At 68.3% G+C, this 21,000-nt stretch carries 16 protein-coding genes and 1 pseudogene; 11 read left to right on the forward strand and 6 right to left on the reverse strand.

Translation table 11 applies throughout. The annotated features are described in order from the left end of the window. Positions 1-250 precede the first annotated feature (250 nt). Together QCD75_RS02950 and QCD75_RS02955 are read left to right on the forward strand one after the other, a co-directional pair. Positions 251-793, forward strand: a complete 543-nt coding sequence (locus QCD75_RS02950; protein ID WP_301225567.1) for a GNAT family N-acetyltransferase — start codon at positions 251-253, stop codon at positions 791-793. A gap of 50 nt (positions 794-843) precedes the next feature. Next, positions 844-1,239, forward strand: coding sequence for a hypothetical protein (locus tag QCD75_RS02955; protein WP_301225569.1), 396 nt, complete (start codon positions 844-846; stop codon positions 1,237-1,239). A gap of 307 nt (positions 1,240-1,546) precedes the next feature. Here QCD75_RS02955 and QCD75_RS02960 read toward each other — a convergent pair whose 3' ends face one another. The 3 genes from QCD75_RS02960 to QCD75_RS02970 all read right to left on the reverse strand — a co-directional run bounded on the left by QCD75_RS02960 (position 1,547) and on the right by QCD75_RS02970 (position 3,828). Then, positions 1,547-2,134 carry a hypothetical protein gene (locus tag QCD75_RS02960; protein ID WP_301225571.1) on the reverse strand — a complete coding sequence of 196 codons (588 nt, stop codon included), beginning with the start codon at positions 2,132-2,134 and terminating at the stop codon, positions 1,547-1,549. 138 nt (positions 2,135-2,272) lie between these two features. Next, the gene (locus QCD75_RS02965) at positions 2,273-3,049 is read right to left on the reverse strand and encodes a type 1 glutamine amidotransferase domain-containing protein (protein WP_301225573.1); all 777 of its coding nucleotides are present in this window, start codon (positions 3,047-3,049) and stop codon (positions 2,273-2,275) included. Between the two features lie 575 nt (positions 3,050-3,624). Continuing rightward, positions 3,625-3,828: a hypothetical protein gene (locus tag QCD75_RS02970; protein WP_226760925.1), complete on the reverse strand. Its 204-nt coding sequence runs from the start codon at positions 3,826-3,828 to the stop codon at positions 3,625-3,627. Positions 3,829-3,944: 116 nt separating this feature from the next. On the opposite strand from QCD75_RS02970, the gene QCD75_RS02975 reads away from it, so the two are divergent. The 8 genes and pseudogenes from QCD75_RS02975 to QCD75_RS03010 all read left to right on the forward strand — a co-directional run. After that, positions 3,945-4,763 (forward strand): pyruvate, water dikinase regulatory protein, encoded by an 819-nt coding sequence (locus tag QCD75_RS02975; RefSeq protein WP_301225576.1) that lies wholly within the window; start codon positions 3,945-3,947, stop codon positions 4,761-4,763. A gap of 152 nt (positions 4,764-4,915) precedes the next feature. Next, entirely contained in the window at positions 4,916-7,333 is a 2,418-nt protein-coding gene (gene ppsA, locus QCD75_RS02980) for a phosphoenolpyruvate synthase (protein ID WP_301225578.1), read from the forward strand. Between the two features lie 58 nt (positions 7,334-7,391). Further along, entirely contained in the window at positions 7,392-7,808 is a 417-nt protein-coding gene (locus tag QCD75_RS02985) for a DUF1003 domain-containing protein (RefSeq protein WP_301225580.1), read from the forward strand. Positions 7,809-8,240: 432 nt separating this feature from the next. Continuing rightward, positions 8,241-8,870, forward strand: coding sequence for a hypothetical protein (locus QCD75_RS02990; RefSeq protein WP_301225582.1), 630 nt, complete (start codon positions 8,241-8,243; stop codon positions 8,868-8,870). Between the two features lie 198 nt (positions 8,871-9,068). Next, the gene (locus tag QCD75_RS02995; protein ID WP_441005433.1) at positions 9,069-9,785 is read left to right on the forward strand and encodes a YcnI family copper-binding membrane protein; all 717 of its coding nucleotides are present in this window, start codon (positions 9,069-9,071) and stop codon (positions 9,783-9,785) included. Positions 9,786-9,886: 101 nt separating this feature from the next. After that, positions 9,887-10,534, forward strand: coding sequence for a DUF4232 domain-containing protein (locus tag QCD75_RS03000; protein WP_301225586.1), 648 nt, complete (start codon positions 9,887-9,889; stop codon positions 10,532-10,534). A 134-nt stretch (positions 10,535-10,668) separates the two neighbouring features. After that, complete coding sequence (locus tag QCD75_RS03005) at positions 10,669-15,855, forward strand: Lhr family ATP-dependent helicase (RefSeq protein WP_301225588.1); 5,187 nt, start codon at positions 10,669-10,671, stop codon at positions 15,853-15,855. Next, positions 15,848-16,699, forward strand: a pseudogene (locus QCD75_RS03010) (DNA-formamidopyrimidine glycosylase family protein); the annotation flags it as partial. The gene QCD75_RS03005 and the pseudogene QCD75_RS03010, both read left to right, overlap by 8 nt. A 326-nt stretch (positions 16,700-17,025) precedes the next feature. On the opposite strand, the gene yczE reads toward QCD75_RS03010, so the two are convergent. Then, positions 17,026-17,655 (reverse strand): membrane protein YczE, encoded by a 630-nt coding sequence (gene yczE, locus QCD75_RS03015; RefSeq protein ID WP_301225590.1) that lies wholly within the window; start codon positions 17,653-17,655, stop codon positions 17,026-17,028. A 61-nt stretch (positions 17,656-17,716) separates the two neighbouring features. Between yczE and yczR the strand changes: the two genes are divergently transcribed. After that, on the forward strand, positions 17,717-19,210 hold the full coding sequence (gene yczR, locus QCD75_RS03020; protein ID WP_301225592.1) for a MocR-like transcription factor YczR: 1,494 nt from the start codon (positions 17,717-17,719) through the stop codon (positions 19,208-19,210). 331 nt (positions 19,211-19,541) lie between these two features. Here yczR and QCD75_RS03025 read toward each other — a convergent pair whose 3' ends face one another. Beyond that, entirely contained in the window at positions 19,542-20,234 is a 693-nt protein-coding gene (locus QCD75_RS03025; protein WP_301225594.1) for an SRPBCC family protein, read from the reverse strand. After that, positions 20,227-20,886, reverse strand: coding sequence for a winged helix-turn-helix domain-containing protein (locus QCD75_RS03030; RefSeq protein ID WP_301225596.1), 660 nt, complete (start codon positions 20,884-20,886; stop codon positions 20,227-20,229). Before QCD75_RS03030 ends, QCD75_RS03025 begins: the two co-directional genes overlap by 8 nt. Positions 20,887-21,000: the final 114 nt, after the last annotated feature.

Consider the following 21,000-nt stretch of genomic DNA (forward strand, 5'->3'; position numbering starts at 1 on the left):
GAAGAACCCTTCTACGGCTTGCTCGCACAGCCGCCAACTTTGCGCTTCAGCCCAGGGCCTGAGTGCTGTCACGGCCACATGACCACCCGTCACTGACCAACGACAGCAAGCTCAAAGACTTCGCATTCTCAAACTTCCAGAAGCGGTTCGACGCAGGCACGCTTCAAGATCCCCATCAGCCAGGACCCAACGGGGCCGCTGATCGACCGGCAGTCTGACTGGAAACGGCGATCGGGACTAACGTTGACCGATGATTGAAGCGCGCCAACTTAGTGAGAGCGTCAGCATGCGTGTACTACATCTGGGCGATGCGGCAGCACTTACCGCCGCATATGTCCGCAACCGTGCGCACCTCTCACTCTGGGAGCCAATACGGTCCGAGGAGTTTTACACCGAAATCTGGCAGACCGCCGACATTGCCAACCGCCTCGTTGCGCATGAAGCCGGCGAGGGGCACCCCTTCGGCCTGTTTGCAGGCGATACACTCGTCGGTCGATTCAACTTGGCCTGCATTGTCCGCGGCCCCTTCCAGAACGCGGGGCTGGGCTACTGGGTGGATAGCAAGTTTGCAGGCCGTGGGCTGGCGTCCGCTGCGGTCAAGGTGATAATCGAAATGGCACGCGCCGAACTCGGACTACACCGCATCGAGGCGAGCACTCTCCTGCACAACGTTGGCTCGCAGCGGGTCCTACAGAAGGCCGGGTTCCAGCAGATCGGTATGGCACCGCCATACCTGCAGATTGCCGGAAAATGGCAAGACCACAACCTTTACCAGGTAGTCCTTCACGACTAGATGGTCAGTCGTAGGGATCAAGCAGCGCCGAAAGGGCGGAACAAAGAACTGTGGATTACAACAACTTCGAGCTGGTCGCGTTCTGGGTGCTGTCGCTTGCCCCGGGCGTTCTCCTGACGACTGCGGGAATTCTCGCCCACAAGAGGTTGTCCACAGCGTGGGTGCCTCGGTACCTGATCCTCGGCATCCTTGGGTGCTTCATCTACGCGGCGTTTGCCGGTCTCGTGATCAGGGGTCTGTTTCCGCCTCCCTACGTCCCCGGCCTGTCAGAAGGTCAGGGACTGGACCTTCGGGGAATCGGCTTGATAGCTGGATCGTGGATAGGTGCCCTCGCCGGCGTTGCTTTCGCGCTGATGACCGTAGCGGGCTCGTCGATTGCGCGGCGGCTCAAGGCCGCTGGGAGTTTGTCCCCGCGAAGAGACATCAGGAGCCATCGCGGCGCGTAGGCGTTCTGCTCCCGATTCTGAGGGGGTGCTGATATACCGGCGGGGCATCCCCCGGCGAAGATCACCGCCGGCGCCGCAGGGGATTATGCAACTTCCGGTAGCACCTTGCCATCGCAGCAAGGCAGGATCCCGGCACCAGGGCTGAGCATCAGGAGGCACAGCCTGCCACACCGATGCTGCCGGACGCAGGAACCTCGAGGACGTCCTTGTGCTCGGTTGAGTCATGCCCGCGGCGGGTCGAAGCCGCGCATCACGATGAGCGGGAATCCTCGAACTCGGAGGTTTCAGTGCTCGGACCTAGATGGGGTTACGCGGACACGGGGTCCGGCGAGGAGGGCTCACCGCGGATGGAACTGAAGGTGGCGGCCATGATGCCGGCGACGATGGCGAGGAGGCCCGGCGGAAGAATTGCGGCCACGATCAGGTTTCCGCCGTTCCCCGAGGCGATCGCCAGTCCGACGGCGACGGCTGTGAGCACAACGGCCGCGGACCAGTACGTACGCCAGACCACCCGGATCATTCGTGCCCGCCCGGCGTTCTTCGCGTTCCATTCACGCCGCACCCGTTGTACCTCGTCGGTGTGGGACTCGAGGCGTTCCCGGAAGGACACGATCGCGGCGTCGGCATCCGTGGCGGTCATGAACTCGCCGAGGAGCCTGCGCACACGGACGAGCACCGCCTCCGCGTCGATCGTGTCGTTTACGCTCTCATCGAATCCGATGACGAGGGCGTCGATGAACGCCTCGACGTCGTCGTCCGTCCTCGGGGCTTCGCCGTCGAACTCGCCATCCCAGAGTTCACGGGCGCGTTGGGCAGCGACCGCGGCGGCGGGGTACAGGTGGGATCGCATCGCTCTCGTCAGAGAGTCGACCGTCAAATTGTTCATGAGGGCCATGGACTCATTGTGCACCCCCGCCCTCGCGCATCTCGCCACGGCGGCGCTGCGTTGGACAGTGTGGCTGCCGACGTACCTACAACAACTGGCGGCCACCCCGTCGTCGGGGTGGCCGCCAGTTTCAGTGCGCTGCGGGTGTTAGTGCTCCGCTTCTGCGGCAGCCTTCTTGGCGTTCTTCTCGGCGTCCTTCTCGGCGCGCAGAGCCTCCGTGTCGTGCTGTTCCTCGGCTTTTTCCTGGTGGATGACCTCTGCGAAGAGCTTCTCCATCTCCTTGGCCACGCCGGCGGCTGAGGCCGGGTTCTGGCCGGTCACCAGCCGCTCGTCAACGACGACCTTCTCCTCAAAGACGTCAGCGAAGACGTGGGTGGCGCCCTGTTCCTCAAGCCGGTCTGCCAGGAAGAACGGGATGACCTTGTCCTTCCCTGCGGCAACTTCCTCGTCGTTGGTGAAGGCGGCCACCTTCCGGCCCTCGACGAGGCGGAACCCGTTCTCCAATTCCACGTTCAGCAGGCCGGCCGGTCCATGGCAGACCGCCCCTACCAGGCCGCCGGCGTTGTAGACGCTGGCCACGAGGTTCTGCAAGCCTGTGCTGTCCGGGAAGTCCCACATGGTGCCGTGGCCGCCCACAAGGAAGACGGCGTCGTACTGTTCGGGATCAACGACGTCGACGCGGGCAGTGTTGTAGAGGCCGGCGCGCGTGGTCTCGTCCTCCGTGAAGGCGACCTGGATGGGATCTTCCGTGTCCACCTCGTCGCGCGGGGGCTGGCCGCCCTGGATGGACGCAAAGTCGACGAAATGCCCGGAGTCCTTGAAGACCTTCCAGGGATGTGCAGCTTCGGCCACGTTGTAGCCGGTCTTCTCTCCAGTGTCGCCGATCTCGGAAACGCTGGTCAGTACCATGAGGATTTTCTTCATGAAGTGTTCCTTTCGTCTAACTTCCACCCTACGCCAGCCCTATTCGGCCCTTCCGTCCCGGGCATGGCCACCCTAAGCTTTCAATCCGGGGCAGCCGCCCCTAATCAACAACGGGGGTAAAATGCCAGATGCATGGACGTGCGACCACTGCGGCGCCAGGACATTCAACCGAGAGGTGGAATCCACCTCCCTGGGTGATCGGGCGAAGCAATTTGTAACAGTCCCGGCCAGGTGCAGCGACTCCCAGTGTCCCAACAGCGATCCTCACCAGCACGGCTTGGAATGGTGCAGCCCGGCTTAAGCGTCGGCCATCCGCCAGTCGCCCGGGGCTGAGCCCGGATAGTCCGGCAAGCTGGCTCCATCGTCTTGAGACCATGGAGCCAGCCTTTGCGGAATCCGACTCGATCGGAACACCGATATGGTCTCTCCCCAAAAGATGCCCGGGCCAGATCCCAACGTCACGCTAAACGGCTTGGTGTTGGCTAGCAATAGGCTTCAATTTGACTTGAAAGTTCGGCGTAATTGTGACCAGTCCGCTTCCAGATTCCCTCGACTGTGCGCATTTCAGGGGATTCCTAACCGGCGGGACTCACCACGTCCTCCAGCACCGACCGGTCAAAGAAGCGGATCTCTCCGGTTTCCGGAAAAAACACCGGAACCACAGACGTGCTGGGGTCCTTCGAGGTTTCATAGATTTCCGGCGCACCCCCGTGCCTGCGGGCAATGGTTCCGATCAGGTCCGTACCGCGGACCTTGACGGTCCGGTATTTGTAGCTCATTCGGGCTCCTTTAGTGACGTGGGACACAGCCTACTCCTCACGGTCCAGCCCGGACCGGACGCACGGCAAGTGCGTCATGGAAGAACGAGCGGCCTGCACTGGTGCACAATGCGTTCATGACCAATGACGCTCCCCGCCCGGTCTACTTCCTTTCGGACAGTACGGGCATCACCGCAGAAACGCTCGGCAACACCCTGCTGACGCAGTTCCCCGCGAACGAATTTGACCGCATCACGATCCCCTTCATCACCACCGTCGACCAGGCACGGGCGGTCGTTAAGGTGATCGACAGTCTTGCGGCCACCGGTCTGCAGCCGATCGTCTTTTCCACGGCTGTGGGCAGCGACATCCGCCAGACGCTGGGCACCTGCAAGGGCATCATCGTGGACCTCATCGGGACCCACGTCGGCGTGCTGGAGAGCGCCCTGGGCACGCCGGCCAGCGGGGAACCGGGGCGGGCACATGGCCTGGGCAACGCCGCCCGCTACCAGTCCCGGATGGCCGCCGTCGAATACGCCATGGAGCACGACGACGGCCAGAGCCTCCGTGCGCTCGAAAAGGCCCAGGTGATCCTGGTGGCTCCGTCCCGATGCGGCAAGACGCCCACCACCATGTATCTGGCCCTGCAGCACGGCATCTTCGCCGCCAACTTCCCGCTCGTCGACGAGGATTTTGAACGGGAGGGACTCCCCAAACCGCTGCGGCCGTTCGTTTCGAAGTGTTTCGGCCTCACCACCAATCCCCTGCGCCTGAGCCAGGTCCGCACCGAACGCCGCCGGGGCTCGCCCTACGCGTCGCTGCGGCAGTGCGGCTTCGAGCTGCGCAGCGCCGAGCGGCTGTACGTGTCCCACGGGATCCCGTACCTCAACTCGGCCAGCGTCTCCGTGGAAGAAATGGCCGCCACGATCCTGCAACGGATGAACCTCAAGCACTGAGGCGCCTCGTTCACAAGTGTTGCGTGGACCACATCATGTGGAAACACCGGCGTAGACCTGTCAGTGTGGACAGGACTCGCGCCCATTAACCGGCGAACGCCCCGCGCGGGGCGGTTATTCCGCATGCCACCATCTGCAAAGGAGCAGCAAACATGACGACAGACATCCTGTGGTTCTCAGAACTCGGCCTCAAGGATCTGGATCGGGTGGGCGGTAAGAACGCCTCCCTTGGCGAGATGGTGCAGAATTTGACGTCTGCCGGCGTCCAGGTTCCGGACGGCTTCGCCACGACAGCAGACGCCTACCGCAGCTTCCTGGCCGACTCCGGCCTGGACCAGAGAATTGCCGACCGGCTGGTCGGCCTGGACACCGATGACGTGACCGCCCTGGCCGCTGCGGGCCAGGAGATCCGCAAGCTGATGCGCGAGACGCCCTTCCTGCCGGATTTCGAGGCGCAGATCCGCGCCTCGTACCAGAAGCTGGTGGAAAAGCACGGCGGCTCCGAGGACCTCTCCTGGGCCGTCCGCTCCAGCGCGACCGCGGAAGACCTTCCCGATGCTTCCTTCGCCGGACAGCAGGAGACCTTCCTGAACGTCCGCGGCATCGAGAACATCCTCGTGGCCATCAAGGATGTCTTCGCGTCCCTCTACAACGACCGGGCCATCGCCTACCGCGTGCACCACAAGTTCGAGCACGCCGAGGTCGCACTCTCGGCGGGCGTCCAGCGCATGGTCCGTTCCGACGTCGGCGCCTCAGGCGTGATGTTCACGATGGACACGGAATCCGGCTTCCAGAACGCCGTCTTCGTCACTTCCTCCTACGGCCTCGGCGAGGCCGTCGTCCAGGGCGCCGTCAACCCGGATGAGTTCTACGTCTACAAGCCGGCGCTCGAGGCCGGCCGTCCGGCCATCCTCAAGCGCGGACTGGGCGAGAAGGCCCTCCAGATGACGTACACGAGCAACCGCGAAATCGGCCACACGATTGACTTCGTCCCCGTTGAGGCTTCGCTGCGGAACCGCTTCAGCCTCACCGACGACGACGTCGAGCAGCTGGCCCGGCACGCCGTCGCCATCGAAAACCACTACGGACGCCCGATGGACATTGAGTGGGGCAAGGACGGGATCGACGGCGGCCTGTACATTCTGCAGGCCCGCCCCGAGACCGTGCAGTCCCGCCGAACCTCCGGCAGCCTCAGCCGTTTCCGCCTGAACGGCACCAGCCGGGTGCTCGTCGAAGGCCGCGCGATCGGCCAGCGCATCGGCGCCGGCAGCGTCCGCATCCTCACCGCGATCGACCAGATGGCCGCCTTCAAGACCGGCGACGTCCTCGTCGCGGACATGACAGACCCGGACTGGGAACCGATCATGAAGCGTGCCTCCGCCATCGTGACCAACCGCGGCGGACGCACCTGCCACGCGGCCATCATCGCCCGCGAACTGGGGATTCCCGCCGTCGTCGGCACCGGCGACGCCACGGATGTCCTCTCCGACGGACTCGAGGTGACCGTGTCCTGCGCCGACGGCGAGACCGGCGTCATCTACGAAGGACTCATCGACTTCAGCGTCGAGGAAACCGAGATCACCCAGCTGCCCGAGGCCCCGGTCAAGGTCATGATGAACGTCGGCACGCCCGAGCAGGCCTTCACCTTCGCCCAGCTGCCCAACCACGGCGTGGGCCTGGCCCGGCTGGAATTCATCATCAACCGCCAGATCGGCATCCACCCCAAGGCGCTGCTGAACCTGGACGACCAGCCCGCGGAGGTCAAAGCGGAAATCCGCGAGCGGATCGCCGCCTATGACGGCCCGCGCGACTACTACATCAAGCGCCTGGCCGAAGGGGTGGCGACCATCGCCGCCGCGTTCGCGCCGGAACCGGTGATCGTGCGGATGTCCGACTTCAAGTCCAACGAGTACGCCAACCTCATCGGCGGACCCGCCTACGAGCCGCACGAAGAGAACCCGATGATCGGCTTCCGCGGCGCCTCGCGGTACCTGGAGCCGTCCTTCCGTGACTGCTTCGATCTGGAGTGCGAGGCCCTGTCCTTCGTCCGCAACGAGATGGGCCTGACCAACGTCAAGCTCATGATCCCGTTCGTGCGGACCGTGGACGAGGCCAGCGGCGTCATCGACCTGCTTGCGGAAAACGGCCTGCGCCGCGGCGAAAACGGCCTCGAGGTCATCATGATGTGCGAGCTGCCGTCCAACGCGCTGCTGGCCGACGAGTTCCTGGATTACTTCGACGGATTCTCTATCGGCTCCAACGACATGACCCAGCTGACCCTGGGCCTGGACCGCGACTCCGCCATCGTCGCCGGCAGCTTCGACGAGCGAAACCTCGCCGTCAAGAAGCTCCTGAGCATGGCAATCAAGGCGTGCAAGGCGCGCGGCAAGTACGTGGGCATCTGCGGCCAGGGTCCCAGCGACCACCCGGACTTCGCCGAGTGGCTGGTCGACGAAGGCATCGATTCCGTCTCGCTGAACCCCGACACCGTGGTGGACACCTGGCTCCGGCTCGCCGGCGCGGCGGCCGCCACGGCCGCCACGGCCGCCGCCGGCGTCGCGGCGGGCTAACGCTCCTGTGCCGTAGCCGCGGGACAGGTTCGCGCCTGTCCCGCGGCTACCCTGAGTCATGACCGATCAACAGAAGACCTGGCATGAAGCACACACCGCTTCCCTCAGCACCGGCCAGCGCGCCGCCGACCTCATGCGGAACGGAATGGGAAGCTGGCCCTTCGTGGGAGGCTTCATCGGTTTCATGTTGATCTGGGCCGCCATCAACACCCTGGCCCTGGCCACCAATTCCTGGGACCCCTACCCGTACATCCTGCTGAACCTGCTGTTGTCGATGCTGGCCGGGCTGCAGGGCGCCATCCTTCTCATCGCCGCCAAACGGCAGGACGCCATCGCCGCGGCGATGGCGCAGCACGACTACGACACGAATGTGAAGGCCAAGGAAGAGATCGAACTCCTGATGGCCATCAACAGCCAGCAGCTCGAAATCCTTCAGGAACTCAAAGAGCTGGCGACGTCGAGGGCCCTGAGCTAGAAGCACCGTCGCCGGCACTGGACGGCTGCACAACACCGGGCCGGTCTTGCCGTCGGATGGTCCATTGAGCCGGGTCACCGGCACGCGGTTAGCTGAGTTCCATCAGCGTTCCGCACCAATGACGTTCAGGACACATCGTGACTTTGCAGCAAGATCGGGCCAATGGAGCCCCCGGCCTTTGGCCCGGCGCACGGACCGTCGGCCGCCCCCAGGACACACTTGCCGAGGCGCCGTGCCCGGACGACTGCCACTTCTGCTCGGGTCCTGAAACGGACTGACGCCGGGCCGCCCGGCGCCGGCTTCCCGAGCCGGCTTCCGCGCCGGGAACGCTTTTCACGGCCCGGGAGAAATCGCCGGTATACTCAGGGGGACTCCCCGCAGCCGGAAACGGCCGCGGGCAGCCATGGCCGCCGCTGGTGAAGGGAGTGTTCCGTGCGCACAGCCGCGAGGTCACCCTTCCACGCCCTGCGCGCGGCCATGGTGGCAATCACCGCCCTGTCCCTGGCAGCCGGCGCCCACACCCTGGCCGGCGGACAGCTGCCCACCCCCGGCATCCTGCTGGCACTGCTGGCACTGACCGGGCTGGCCTCCACCACCGCGACCCGGCTGAGGCTCAACCTCCCCGCCATGGCCGGGCTGCTGGGCACCGGACAACTGGTGCTGCACGAGGCCTTCACCGCCTTCAGCGGACCGTCCCCCGCCGGCTCCACCTCCGGAGCGCAGGGCGGACTCCGGCACCACCTCACGGCGGTTCCCCTCCCCGCCAACGTTGACAACCACCTCACGGGCTCGGGTCTGGACACCCAACTTTCGCTGCTGATGCTGGCCGGCCACACACTCGCAACGCTCCTCTGCGCCCTGCTCCTCGCCAAGGGCGAGGCGGCCCTGTGGTCCCTCGCGGCCTGGCTCCGCCCCCTGTTCCGGCTCCCCGCTCCCGTGACGCCCGGCGCCGTCGTGGCACCGGCAGCCGCCGGCTGGCGCACCGAGTCCGCGCCGCTGCCGTGGCGGAACCTCCGGCGAGATTGCCGCCGCGGGCCTCCGGCCGCCGTCGTCTGCTCCTGACTCTTTCCCGGCCGCGGCCGCGTCTGTCTCCTGCCTCCCGGAAAATCGGCATCCCCGCCCCGCCACCCCCCCCATTTTTGTGTTCCTGCCGCTGAGCAGCAGCACGCCTGAAAGGCAACCCCTGTGAAGACTTCACCCCTCCCCGTCCTGCGCCGCACCCTCACTGCCACAGCTGTGGCCGGCGGAACCGCCGCCCTGATGCTCGCCGGCATTTCCGGCGCCTCGGCGCACGTCGGCGTCACCCCGGATAAGACCACTGCCAACTCCTATGCCCTGCTGACTTTCGGAATCCCGCACGGCTGCGAGGAATCCGGGACCACCAAGGTAACCATCACCCTGCCTGCCGAACTCAACGATGCGCAGCCCACGGTCAACCCGAACTGGACCGCCGCAAAGGTCACAGAACAGCTGGCCGAGCCGAAGAAACTCCCCGACGGCAGCTCCATCACCAAGCGGACCAGCCAGATCGTCTACACCGCCAAGGCACCTCTGGAACCCGCCCTGAGGGATGCCCTGGTGCTCTCGGTGAAACTGCCCGACATTGCGGGGAAGACCCTGTACTTCCCGACGCTGCAGAACTGCGAGGTCGGCCAGACCGACTGGTCGCAGCTCCCCGCCGAAGGACAGGATCCGCACTCGCTCAAGGCTCCGGCCCCGTCAGTCACGGTCACCGCCGCCGCGGCCGACGCTGCCGCCGACGGACACAGCGCCCACGCCGCCAGCGCTTCGGACCCGGCAGCTGAGACGGTCCAGGCCGCTGCAGTGAACGACGGCGGTGCCCAGGCCCGCAGCTGGGCGGGACTGGTGGCTGGGGTCGGCGGCCTGGCGCTCGGCGGCCTCGCGCTGGCCCGCAGCCGGGGCAGCCAGCCGCGACCGGTCCGCGTGCCAGCACCCGGCTCCGCGCCCAAGGAGTAGCTGACCTCGATTGATGCCCGGAAATCACAATCCGGGCATCAATCGGGCGCCGCCGTCGTGGCGTCGTTGACTCAGGCCGCGCAGGGCATGAAGGTGGTGCCATGACGGCTCAGCGAACCAAGAACAAACTGCTACTCACGACGACGATGACGGCCGCGGCAGCGTTCCTCCTCGCCGGCTGCGGCGCCGGCACGCCGCAGTCCCAGACGTCCAGCGCCCCGGCGTCCTCCCCCACAAGCTCCGCGAGCCAGCCCGCCGCCTCCGGCACGGCGACGGCCACGACCGCCAGCTCCCCGGCCGCCGCTCCGGCGGTGTCCACGCCGGCCGGCCCCGGATTGTGCAAGGCCTCCGGACTGACGGGCACGATCGATTCCACCGGCGGCGGCGCGGCCGGCAGCATCTACATGACGCTGATCCTTACGAACTCCGGCGCCGAGCCGTGCCTGTTGAAGGGCTTCCCCGGCGTCTCCCTCACCGCTGATGCCAACGGCGACCCGATCGGCGCCGCGGCGGTCCGCGACGAAACCACCCCGATTGCCGACGTCCTGCTCGCCCCGGGGCAGGCCGGTGCCGCGACGCTGCGCTACAGCCAGGCAGCCAATCACCCGGACTGCATGATGGCCCCGGCCGCCGGCTTCCGCGTCTACCCTCCCGAGGACACCGCCTCGCTGTTCATCGCCCAGCCCAGGGATGCCTGCAGCGACACCGGCACGCAACTGCTCACCATTGGCGCCTTCCAGGCCAAGTAACCCCGCAGGCGCCGAGGTGTCACTTCGCGCCCTTTGCCTCCGGCACATGGGCGCAAAGTCTCACCTCGCGGGGGTGATACCGCCCGGATCAGCGGCCGCCGTTTGCTGTCGCCGGCTTAAGGCATGATGGAGGAATGAAGGGGCAGGAGCTCGCCGGCGGGACACTCGCGGCCGACGCCATGGACCGGTTCAGCCGGCCGACCCGGGACTGGTTCCTGGGTGCATTCGCTGCGCCCACCCCCGCCCAGAACGGCGCCTGGAACGCGATTTCCTCCGGCGCGCACGCGCTCGTCGTCGCCCCCACCGGCTCCGGCAAAACCCTCGCGGCCTTCCTCTGGGCCCTGGACCGGCTGCTCGTCTCCGCCCCCGCCGAACCCGAGGGGCTCCCCGGCCTGGACGCCATGAAAGGCGCCCGGCGGAAGGCACCCAAACGCAAGACCCGGGTGCTCTACATTTCCCCGCTCAAGGCGCTGGGCGTCGACGTCGAACGCAACCTCCGCGCCCCGCTGATCGGGATCACCCAGACCGCCAAACGCCTCGACCTGCCCGCACCGCTGATCACCGTGGGCGTCCGCTCCGGTGACACCCCGGCGTCGGACCGCCGCTCGCTGCTGAGCAACCCGCCGGACATCCTGATCACCACACCCGAATCCCTCTTCCTCATGCTCACGTCCAAGGCGCGGGAAACGCTGAGCGAGGTTGACACCATCATCGTGGATGAGGTCCACGCCGTCGCGGGCACCAAACGCGGCGCCCACCTGGCCGTGTCCCTGGAACGCCTCGACGCCCTGCTCCCGAAACCCGCCCAGCGGATCGGGCTCTCGGCCACCGTCGAGCCGAAGGAGCTGGTGGCGCAGTTCCTGGCCGGCTCCGCACCGGTGGAAATCGTGGCCCCGCCCTCGAAGAAGACCTGGGACCTGACGGTCTCTGTCCCGGTGGAGGACATGTCCGACCTGCAGGGCGCCGCCGGCGCGTTCGACTCCGGACCCGCATCCGGGCTGCAGCCGCAGGCATCGATCTGGCCGCACGTGGAGGAGAAGATCGTGGACCTGGTGCTGGCCAACCAGTCCACGATTGTGTTCGCCAATTCCCGCCGGCTCGCCGAACGTCTGACCGCCCGGCTCAACGAGATCTATGCCGAGCGGCAGCTGATGGCCGCAGGCGGCGGCTGGGGCGAGTCTGGCACCGGGGCGCCGGACTTCGAGCCGGCGAGTGCGGGGGCACCGGCGGGCGGCGCCCCCGCGCTGCCCACCTCCACCGCGACACCGGCGCACATGATGGCCCAGGCCGGCAGCACCGCCGGCGCCGACCCGGTCCTGGCCCGCGCCCACCACGGCTCGGTCTCCAAGGACCAGCGGGCCCTGATCGAGGATGACCTGAAATCCGGACGGCTGCGCTGCGTCGTGGCCACGTCCTCGCTGGAACTCGGCATCGATATGGGCGCCGTGGACCTCGTGGTGCAGGTGGAATCCCCGCCCTCGGTGGCCAGCGGGCTGCAGCGGGTGGGCCGTGCCGGCCACCAGGTCGGCGAGATTTCCCAGGGTGTGCTGTTCCCGAAGCACCGCGCGGATCTGGTGCACACCGCCATCACGGTGGAACGGATGCTCGCCGGCAAAATCGAACGCCTCTACGTGCCCGCGAACCCACTGGACATCCTTGCGCAGCAGACCGTTGCGGCCACGGCGCTGGGCGCCATCGATGTGGAGGAATGGTTCTCGACCGTGCGGCGGTCTGCGCCGTTCGCTTCGCTCCCCCGTTCCGCTTTCGAGGCCACCCTGGATCTGCTGGCCGGCCGCTATCCCTCGGACGAGTTCGCCGAACTGCGGCCCCGGATCATCTGGGACCGGAATGCCGGCACCATCGAGGGGCGCCCCGGCGCGCAGCGGCTGGCCGTCACCTCCGGCGGCACCATCCCGGACCGCGGACTGTTTGGCGTCTACATCATCGGCACAGAGACGGAAGGGACCGGTTCCTCCGGAGCCGCTGGCTCGGCCAGCGGCGACGGCAGGGCGGCCAGCCCGGCCGCGGCCGCGGCGAAGGGCGGCCGCCGGGTGGGCGAGCTCGACGAGGAAATGGTCTACGAATCCCGGGTCGGCGACGTGTTCGCCCTCGGCGCCACCAGCTGGAAGATCGAGGACATCACCCACGACCGGGTCCTGGTCACCCCCGCCTTCGGCCAGCCGGGCAAGCTCCCGTTCTGGAAGGGCGACTCCCTGGGCCGGCCGGTGGACCTGGGCCGCGCCCTGGGCGCGTTCGTACGCGAACTCTCCGCGTCCGACGTCGGCCCGGCGATGGAACGCTGCAAGGCCAGCGGCCTGGACGATTTCGCCGCCAACAACCTCATCCAGTACCTCGCCGAGCAGAAGCTGGCCACCGAGGTGGTCCCCAGCGACACCACCCTGGTGGTGGAGCGCTTCCACGACGAACTTGGCGACTGGCGGGTGGTGCTGCACAGCCCGTTCGGCATGCCGGTGCACGCGCCGTGGGCTCTCGCCGTCGGGCAGCGGCTGCATCAGCGCTATGGGCTGGACGGCTCCGCGATGGCCGCCGACGACGGCATCGTGCTGCGCGTGCCCATGATGGAGGACGAGCCGCCCGGGGCCGAGCTGTTCCTGTTCGATCCGGAGGAACTCGAACAGATCGTGACGGCGGAGGTCGGCGGCAGCGCGCTGTTCGCCTCGCGTTTCCGTGAGTGCGCCGCCCGGGCCCTGCTGCTGCCGCGGCAGACCCCCGGCAAACGGCAGCCGCTCTGGCAGCAGCGCCAGCGCTCCGCCCAGCTGCTGGACGTCGCCCGGAAGTACCCCACTTTCCCGATCATCCTCGAGACCGTCCGCGAATGCCTGCAGGATGTCTACGACCTTCCGGCCCTCAAGGACATCGCCGCGTCCATCGAACGCCGCGAGCTGCGGATTCTGCAGACCACCACCCAGCAGCCCTCGCCCTTCGCCAAGTCGCTGCTCTTTGGCTACGCCGCGCAGTTCCTCTACGAGGGCGATTCCCCCCTGGCCGAGCGCCGGGCCGCCGCGCTGGCGCTGGATTCGACCCTGCTCAACGAACTCCTGGGCCGGGTCGAGCTGCGCGAACTGCTCGATGCGAAAGTCATTGACGCCACCGAGCGGGAGCTGCAGCGGCTCGCGCCGGACCGGAAGGTGCGCGGGCTCGAGGGGGTCGCGGACCTGCTCCGCCTGCTCGGCCCGCTGACCCCGGAGGAAGTCGCCGCCCGGCTCGAATTTGCGGCCGAGGCTGCGCCGCCGGCAGGGACTGCCACGGCTGAGCTCGTCCCGTCCGAGACCGGCCCAATGCCGGGGGCCGCCGAGGCTGCGGCTGGGCTTGCGGATGTCCCGGCCGCCGAACCGGCGGATCCGAGCGCGGCCCCCGTTGCCGATGCGTCCGCACATCTGGTGGCCCTCCAGCGTGCCAACCGCGCCATCAAGGTCAACGTCGGCGGAGCCGAGCGCTACGCCGCGGTGGAAGATGCCGCCCGCCTGCGCGATGCCATCGGTGTCCCGTTGCCGATGGGGGTGCCGCTGGCCTTCATCGAGCCGGTCGCCGATCCGCTGGGCGATCTCGTCTCGCGCTACGCCCGCACCCATGGGCCCTTCACTTCCGCCGAGGCGGCCGCACGGCTGGGACTCGGCGTCGCCGTCGTCGGCACGGCGCTGAAGCGGCTCGCCGCGGACGGCCGGGTGGTGGAGGGTGAGTTCCGCCCGCACGCCGCACCCCCGCCGGCAGCACCGGTTCCGGGAGCTGACGACGGCGCCGGCGCCGGTGGTGGCGAAACGGTCCAAGGCGCGGGCGGCGGCCAAAGCGGCGGCGAAGCGGTCGCGGGCGGCGCGGCAGCGGCGCAAGCCGCCCCCACAGCCCCGTCGCTGGCCGGCGTCAGTGAATGGTGCGATGCGGAAGTCCTGCGCAAGCTCCGCCGCCGCTCACTCGCCGCGCTGCGGGCCGAAGTCGAGCCCGTGGATGCCGCCGCCTACGGCCGCTTCCTGCCGGCCTGGCAGAACGTCCGTGTCCCGGGCAAGCGCGGGCAGTCGGCGCTGCGCGGGCTGGACGGGATCATTACCGCCGTCGACCAGCTGTCCGGAGTGCCTGTTCCGGCCTCCGCCTGGGAACCGCTGGTCCTCGCCAGCAGGGTGGCCGATTACCAGCCGGCCATGCTCGATGAGCTCATGGCTGCCGGCGAGGTGCTCTGGTCCGGTGCAGGGGCGCTGCCCGGCAACGACGGCTGGGTCAGCCTGCATCTGGCCGACTCGGCCGAGCTGACCCTGAATCCGGCGATCGACTTCGAGCCCGGTGACGCGCAGCAGCGGCTGCTGGACCACCTGCGCAACAACGGCGGCGGCTACTTCTTCCGGCAACTGACAGACGTCGCCGGCGGCATGGACTCGGTGCTCAGCGACCAGGACGTCGTCTCAGCGCTCTGGGACCTCGCCTGGGCGGGCCGGATCACGGGCGACACCTTCGCCCCGGTCCGGGCCATGATTGCCGGCGGCCACACCGCGCACCGGCAGGTCGCCCGCGCGCCGCGGGCCCGGGCCCCCAGGCTGAGCCGGCTGGGCCGCGCCCACGGGACTGGTTTGTTCGGATCCCCCGGTCTGACCGGAGGACGGTACGGCTCCGTCACCGGGACTGCGCCCACTCCCCCGCTGGCCGCAGGCCGCTGGTCTGCCCTCCCCGCCCCCGAACTGGATGCCACCATCCATGCCCGGGCCACCGCGGAGCTCCTGCTGGACCGGTACGGCGTGGTCACCCGCGGTTCGGTCATGGCCGAGAATATCCTGGGCGGCTTCGGCCTGATGTACAAGGTCCTGGCCCGGCTGGAGGAAGCCGGCCGGTGCCGGCGGGGCTACTTCATCGAGCACCTTGGCGCGGCACAGTTCGCCGTTCCCGCGACGGTGGACCGGCTGCGCTCCTACGCCGAGGACACCCAGCTCCACAAGCCTGAACCGGTGGCCCTGGCCCTTGCCGCGACGGATCCCGCCAACCCCTATGGTGCCGCCCTACCGTGGCCCGCACTGAACGTCGAAGCCGGAACAGGCCACCGTCCGGGCCGGAAGGCCGGCGCCCTGGTGGTGCTGGTCGACGGGTCCCTCGTCCTTTACGTGGAACGCGGCGGCAAGACCCTGCTGGCTTTCAGCGAGGACCCGGAGGTCCTGGCTGCGGCCGGTGCGGCCCTGGTCGGCGTGGTCACCCGCGGCGGGGTGGACAAACTGATCATGGAAAAGGTCAACGGCCACGGCATCCTTGACACCCCCATCGCTGCCGCCCTGGCCCACGCCGGGGCCTACTCCACGCCGAAGGGACTGAGGATCCGTGCCTGAGGGCGATTCGGTCTTCCGCGCCGCCGCCCAGCTTCATGCCGCGCTGGCGGGCCAGCAGCTCATCTCCTCCGACTTCCGGGTGCCGCGGTTCGCCACGCTCAAGCTGGCCGGCTGGACGGTGACCGAGGTGGTCCCGCGGGGCAAACACCTGCTCATGCGGCTGGAGGGCCCGGCACGGCCAGGTGGCGGCGGCCCCGCGGAACCGGACCGGCTGACGATTCATTCACACCTCAAGATGGAAGGCACCTGGCAGGTCTACCCACCCGGTGGCCGCTGGCGGAAGCCCGGCTTCACCGCCCGCTGCGTGCTGCGCACCGCCGCGGCAGACGCCGTCGGGTTCTCGCTTGGCATCCTCGAAGTGGTCCGCACCTCCGAGGAGGATTCCGTGGTCGGCCGTCTTGGTCCGGATCTGCTCGGCCAGGACTGGGACCTGGCCGAGGCGGAGCGGCGGATCCGTGCCGCGCCGGAGGTCCCGATCGGCCTCGCCCTGCTGGACCAGCGGAACCTGGCGGGGATCGGCAACATCTACCGTTGCGAGGCGTGCTTCCTCTCCGGGGTGCACCCGGCGGCACCCGTCTCGGCCGTACCTGACGTGGCGGCCCTGATTAACGATGCCAAGGTGCTGCTGGAGGCCAACCTGGGGCCAGGCCGCCGGACCACCGTCCTGAACCCTCGTGGCGTCGCCGTCGGCCGGACCTCGGGGCTGCCCGGCTACTGGGTCTACCGGCGCGAACACCAGCCGTGCCTGAAGTGCGGAACACCGGTGCGGCACGGAGTCCTCGCCCGGGCCACCGGCACCGAAGAGCGCGACATTTACTACTGCCCGGCGTGCCAACCGGAGCCGGGCACGCCCACCGACGCTGGCACTGGTGCGGGCTCGAGCTTGGGAACTTTCGCGGACTCGGGCACCGCCCCGGCCAAAGCCTCGGGCACGGGCACAGGCTTCGGGCCAGTGCGGGGCGGTTCAGGGCGCGGCGACGGCTGGATCAACTGACGACACCGCGCCGGGCTTCGACTCAGGGCTGGGCTAGTCACGCCCGGTGTCAAGATCAGATCCACGACACGGCAAAAACCCTGCGTCACGATGATTACCGGAGGCTGCCGAATTCCGGCGTCGACAGGCAACCGATGCGTCGCCTGCAAGTTCCCGCGTCGCTAGGGTGCAGCGGTTCAGGGCGCGGCGACGGCTGGATCAACTGACGGCACCGGGACGGGCTTGTTCAGCTCCGGCACGGTGAACCGCGGCAGCAGCAGCTGCACCAGCGGGCCGATCGCGAGGGCGTAGAGCACGGTCCCGATGCCGACGGAACCTCCAAGCAGCCAGCCCGCGCCCAGCACCACGATTTCAATGCCGGTCCGCGACGTCCGGACGGACCAGCCCGTCCGGTGGGCAAGTCCGGTCATCAGCCCGTCCCGGGCGCCGGGTCCCAGCCGCGCCCCGATGTAACAGGCGGAGGCGATTCCGTTGAGCACGATGGCCCCCGCGAGCATGCCGGCCTGCCCGCCGAGATGGGAGAACTCAGGGATCAGCGCCAGCCCGACGTCGGCGAAGACGCCCACCAGCACGGCATTGCACAGCGTGCCGATGCCCGGCCACTGCCGCAGCGGGATCCACAAGAGCAGCACGAGGAAGCTGACGATTACCACGATGGTGCCGATGCTCAGCCCGGTCTTGACCGCGAGCCCCTGGTGGAACACGTCCCACGGGTCCAGGCCGAGACCGGCGCGGATGAACATGGCCAGGGATATGCCGTACATGGCGAGGCCAATGAGGAGCTGAAGGAGCCTGCGGGTCATCATGGTCCCCATCCTGCCGGAAAACTGGCCTTGCATTCCATAGCCAGTTTGAAATACTGGCCACATGCCAGGATCCCTGAACCCCGGTTCGCTCGCCCGGTTGCTCGGCGAGTGGAACCTTGGTGCCGCCCCCGCGTACCGGGAGCTCGCCGACGTCGTCCGCCTTCTGGTTCTCGACGGCCGCGTCCCGCTTGAGGTTGCGCTGCCCAGCGAACGGGCTCTGGCCGCGACGCTCGGCATCAGCCGGACCACCATCACGGCCGCCTACTCGCTCCTGCGCGAGCAGGGCTTCCTCAGCAGCGGCCAGGGCAGCCGCGGCCGGACGGGCATCCCGAAGGCCAGTCCGCGGGGCGGCAGCGGCGGGGCGGACCTTAGCGGCGCCCCGGGTCTGGCCGTCCCGGACGGGATCCTCGACCTGGCTTATGCCTCGTTGCCGGCCAGCGGCGAGGTGGTGCACCGGGCGTTCGCCTCCGCCCTGACCGAGCTGCCGGCGCTGCTGCCCGGATTCGGCTATGAAGCGCTCGGTGTGAACGCCCTGAGGGAGGCCATCGCAGAGCACTATGCGGCGGCCGGGGTGCCCACCACTGCCCAGCAGATTCTTGTGACCTCCGGCGCGCAGCACGCGCTGAACATCGTGCTGCGTACACTGGCCGGCCGGTCCGACAAGGTCATGGTGGAGCATCCAAGCTATCCCAATGCCATCGACGCCATCCGCGCAGCGGGCTGCCGGCTGGTGCCGGTGGCCATGCCCGCCGCCCACCCGGACGCCCGGTCCGGTGCGCGTCCGGGCTGGGATCTGGAGGCGATTGAGACCGCGCTGATGCAGCAGCGTCCCGTAATGGCCTACGTGGTCCCGGACTTCCACAATCCCACCGGGCGGCTGATGCCGGATTCCCAGCGGCGCCGGCTGGTCCGCGCCGCCGCCGCAGCCGGCACGGTTCTCGTCGTCGATGAGACGCTCCGGGAGCTGAACCTCGACGGCGCCGCGTCCTCGCCGCTGGCGGCCTTCAGCCCCGCCGTCGTCTCCATCGGCTCCCTCAGCAAGTCCCACTGGGCCGGACTGCGGACCGGCTGGATCCGCGCCGACGAATCCCTGATCCAGCGCTTCGCCGCCGCCCGCACCACCATGGACCTCGGCGGCCCGGTGGTGGAACAGCTCGCGGCGGCGCACCTGGTCGGCGCACTAGACGAACCGCTGCCGGCGCGACTGGCCTCCCTGCGGGACAACCGCGACGCACTGCTGGACCTCATCGCCACGAGATTGCCGGGCTGGCAGAGCGAACGGCCCGTCGGCGGCCTCTCCGTATGGTGCCGGCTTCCGGCCCCGATCAGCACGGCACTTGCCGTGGTGGCACCGGACTTCGGCATCCGGCTCGCGGCCGGGCCTCGCTTCGGCACAGGCGGCGCCTTCGAACACCACCTCCGGGTGCCGTTCACCCTGCCCCCGGAGCAGCTCGAAACCGCGGTTGCGGCGCTGCGTTCTGCCCAGGACAGGCTGGAGGCGTCCCCGCAGCTGCGGCGCAACCTCGGAGCCCCGCCCGCCGCTGCCATCGCCTGATCCGGCGACGCTGCCATACGGATGCGCCGGCCGGGCGGCACAACCCGGCGACACAGCCCGGCGACAGGGGGTCCGGCGACGCGGACAGTTCCCCACGGGGCGCAAAATTCCTGGCGCGGCCGAATTCCGGCGTCGCCAGCGTCCCCGGGTGTCGACAGCCATATTGGGTGTCGGACGGCAGGCTGCGCCTCGCAGTACGGCGGGCCGGGAGTCCGCGGCGCCCATCACCGGAACCGACAACGCCTCCGGCGCATGGGGGCGGCTATTGCGTGCTCCCTTACCGGCCAGTGCATTCTCCCTCTCGGCCAGTGCGATCCCCCAAATAGCTGGGCTACGCGTACACCTTGTCGAGGAAGCCGCCCCAGGCCTTCGCCGTGGTTTCGGAATCACCGCTGCCGCTGAAGTCGTGGACCGTCATGCCGACCTTGGCGCCGAAGGCATTGCGTCCGAAGAACCGGTACAGCGTTTCCGCGGTCCGCAGGCCGAGGAAGTTCTCGTTGGCAAAGTCGACTTCACCCGAGAGTCTCCCCACGCCGTCGAGCTCCAGCTCCACAGCGCTGCCCGGCGCTGACCCGTCAACGCCGAGCGCCTTCTTGAGCCTTACAAAGCCGTCGGGCGCCGCCGAGGCGGGAGGGGCCTGGACGTCGGTGAAGACCACCGGCCGGCCGTCAAAGTACTTCAGGTACTGGCCAAGCGTGTGCAGGTAGAACTCGGTGTGCTTGCTGGCGCCGTCATACTGCTGGTCCCAGTCTTCGGCGAAGATGCCGCTGTGGACGTAGTGCAGCCGGGCGCGGCCGCCGTCGAGCGGTTCCAGCACGTGCTCCAGCTGGTTGAACCATCCGTCCGGACCCTCCATCCGGGACACCAGGTGGGCCGGATACTCCTCCACGGTCCGCACCGCCGGCCACTCGTTGGTCGGGAACATCCACGCCGCGGTGCCCGCGGTGACCGCCTCCCAGACGCGCTCCGGGGTGGCGGGCAGTTCGGTGTCGACAGTAATTTCGAAATCCCGCTTGTCAGTCATTGTCCTGCTCCTTAGCTGAGTGGTTTGTGGGTTGTGCTTTGGGTGCTGCCTTGAGCGAAGGGTGAAGCGCGACGACGAGCCGGTGCTTGCGCCCGCTGCCCGCTGGGGTTCGTGGCCCCGGGGCTCCCGTCCCGCCGTCGTGGTACTTGTCCACGAGCCGGGTGACAGCGACGCCGAGTTCTTCGGCGAAGGCGGCCCGGTCCGCGGCGGTGCGGAAGGTGATCTCGCCGTCGATCGCGAAAGTGGCTAGTTTCTGTTGGGCCGCCGCCGCGCCAGCGATCAGCTGCCCCATTTCCTGGACCATGCGGCTGGCGAGCGCCAGCAGCCAGAAGGCCGAATAGCGGTCCGAGAACTTGTGCGGATCCGGGGCCACCGAGGCCAGTGCTGCCGGGGAAATCAGGTAGGAGGCCGCGCTCGCCCGCAGGATCCGCTCCGTGACATTGCCCTTGCGGCGTTCCTCCACGAGTTCCACCAGCCCGTGCCGTTCCAGGGCCTTGAGATGGTAGTTCACTTTCTGCCGGGGCAGGCCCACTTTCGCGGCGAGCTGCGTGGCCGACCCGGGCTCGGCGAGTTCCATCAGGATGCGGGTCCGGATGGGGTCCAGGGACGCCTCCGCGGCGGCCGGGTCTTCGATCACTTCGATGTCCAACATGCTTCCAGTGTGGCTACCGACAGTTTTAGTTGTCAAGAACTTTTTTATCGTCGGCAAGGGTCACGCCGCCGACCCGAACCCCGCAGGCTGCCCCGACCCGGGGGAGCGCCCCCA

The sequence above is a fragment of the Arthrobacter sp. PsM3 genome (assembly GCF_030433895.1).
In the GTDB taxonomy this organism is placed as follows: Bacteria; Actinomycetota; Actinomycetes; order Actinomycetales; family Micrococcaceae; genus Arthrobacter.

Excerpts from the sequence above, each read along its gene's own strand:
- ppsA (WP_301225578.1), top strand. The coding sequence starts at position 4,916 with ATGACGACAGACATCCTGTGGTTCTCAGAACTCGGCCTCAAGGATCTG.
- QCD75_RS02975 (WP_301225576.1), top strand. The coding sequence starts at position 3,945 with ATGACCAATGACGCTCCCCGCCCGGTCTACTTCCTTTCGGACAGTACG.
- QCD75_RS02960 (WP_301225571.1), bottom strand. The coding sequence starts at position 2,134 with ATGGCCCTCATGAACAATTTGACGGTCGACTCTCTGACGAGAGCGATG.
- QCD75_RS02995 (WP_441005433.1), top strand. The coding sequence starts at position 9,069 with ATGCTCGCCGGCATTTCCGGCGCCTCGGCGCACGTCGGCGTCACCCCG.
- yczE (WP_301225590.1), bottom strand. The coding sequence starts at position 17,655 with ATGATGACCCGCAGGCTCCTTCAGCTCCTCATTGGCCTCGCCATGTAC.
- QCD75_RS03030 (WP_301225596.1), bottom strand. The coding sequence starts at position 20,886 with ATGTTGGACATCGAAGTGATCGAAGACCCGGCCGCCGCGGAGGCGTCC.
- QCD75_RS02970 (WP_226760925.1), bottom strand. The coding sequence starts at position 3,828 with ATGAGCTACAAATACCGGACCGTCAAGGTCCGCGGTACGGACCTGATC.
- QCD75_RS03025 (WP_301225594.1), bottom strand. The coding sequence starts at position 20,234 with ATGACTGACAAGCGGGATTTCGAAATTACTGTCGACACCGAACTGCCC.
- QCD75_RS03000 (WP_301225586.1), top strand. The coding sequence starts at position 9,887 with ATGACGGCTCAGCGAACCAAGAACAAACTGCTACTCACGACGACGATG.
- QCD75_RS02965 (WP_301225573.1), bottom strand. The coding sequence starts at position 3,049 with ATGAAGAAAATCCTCATGGTACTGACCAGCGTTTCCGAGATCGGCGAC.
- yczR (WP_301225592.1), top strand. The coding sequence starts at position 17,717 with ATGCCAGGATCCCTGAACCCCGGTTCGCTCGCCCGGTTGCTCGGCGAG.
- QCD75_RS02985 (WP_301225580.1), top strand. The coding sequence starts at position 7,392 with ATGACCGATCAACAGAAGACCTGGCATGAAGCACACACCGCTTCCCTC.
- QCD75_RS03005 (WP_301225588.1), top strand. The coding sequence starts at position 10,669 with ATGAAGGGGCAGGAGCTCGCCGGCGGGACACTCGCGGCCGACGCCATG.
- QCD75_RS02950 (WP_301225567.1), top strand. The coding sequence starts at position 251 with ATGATTGAAGCGCGCCAACTTAGTGAGAGCGTCAGCATGCGTGTACTA.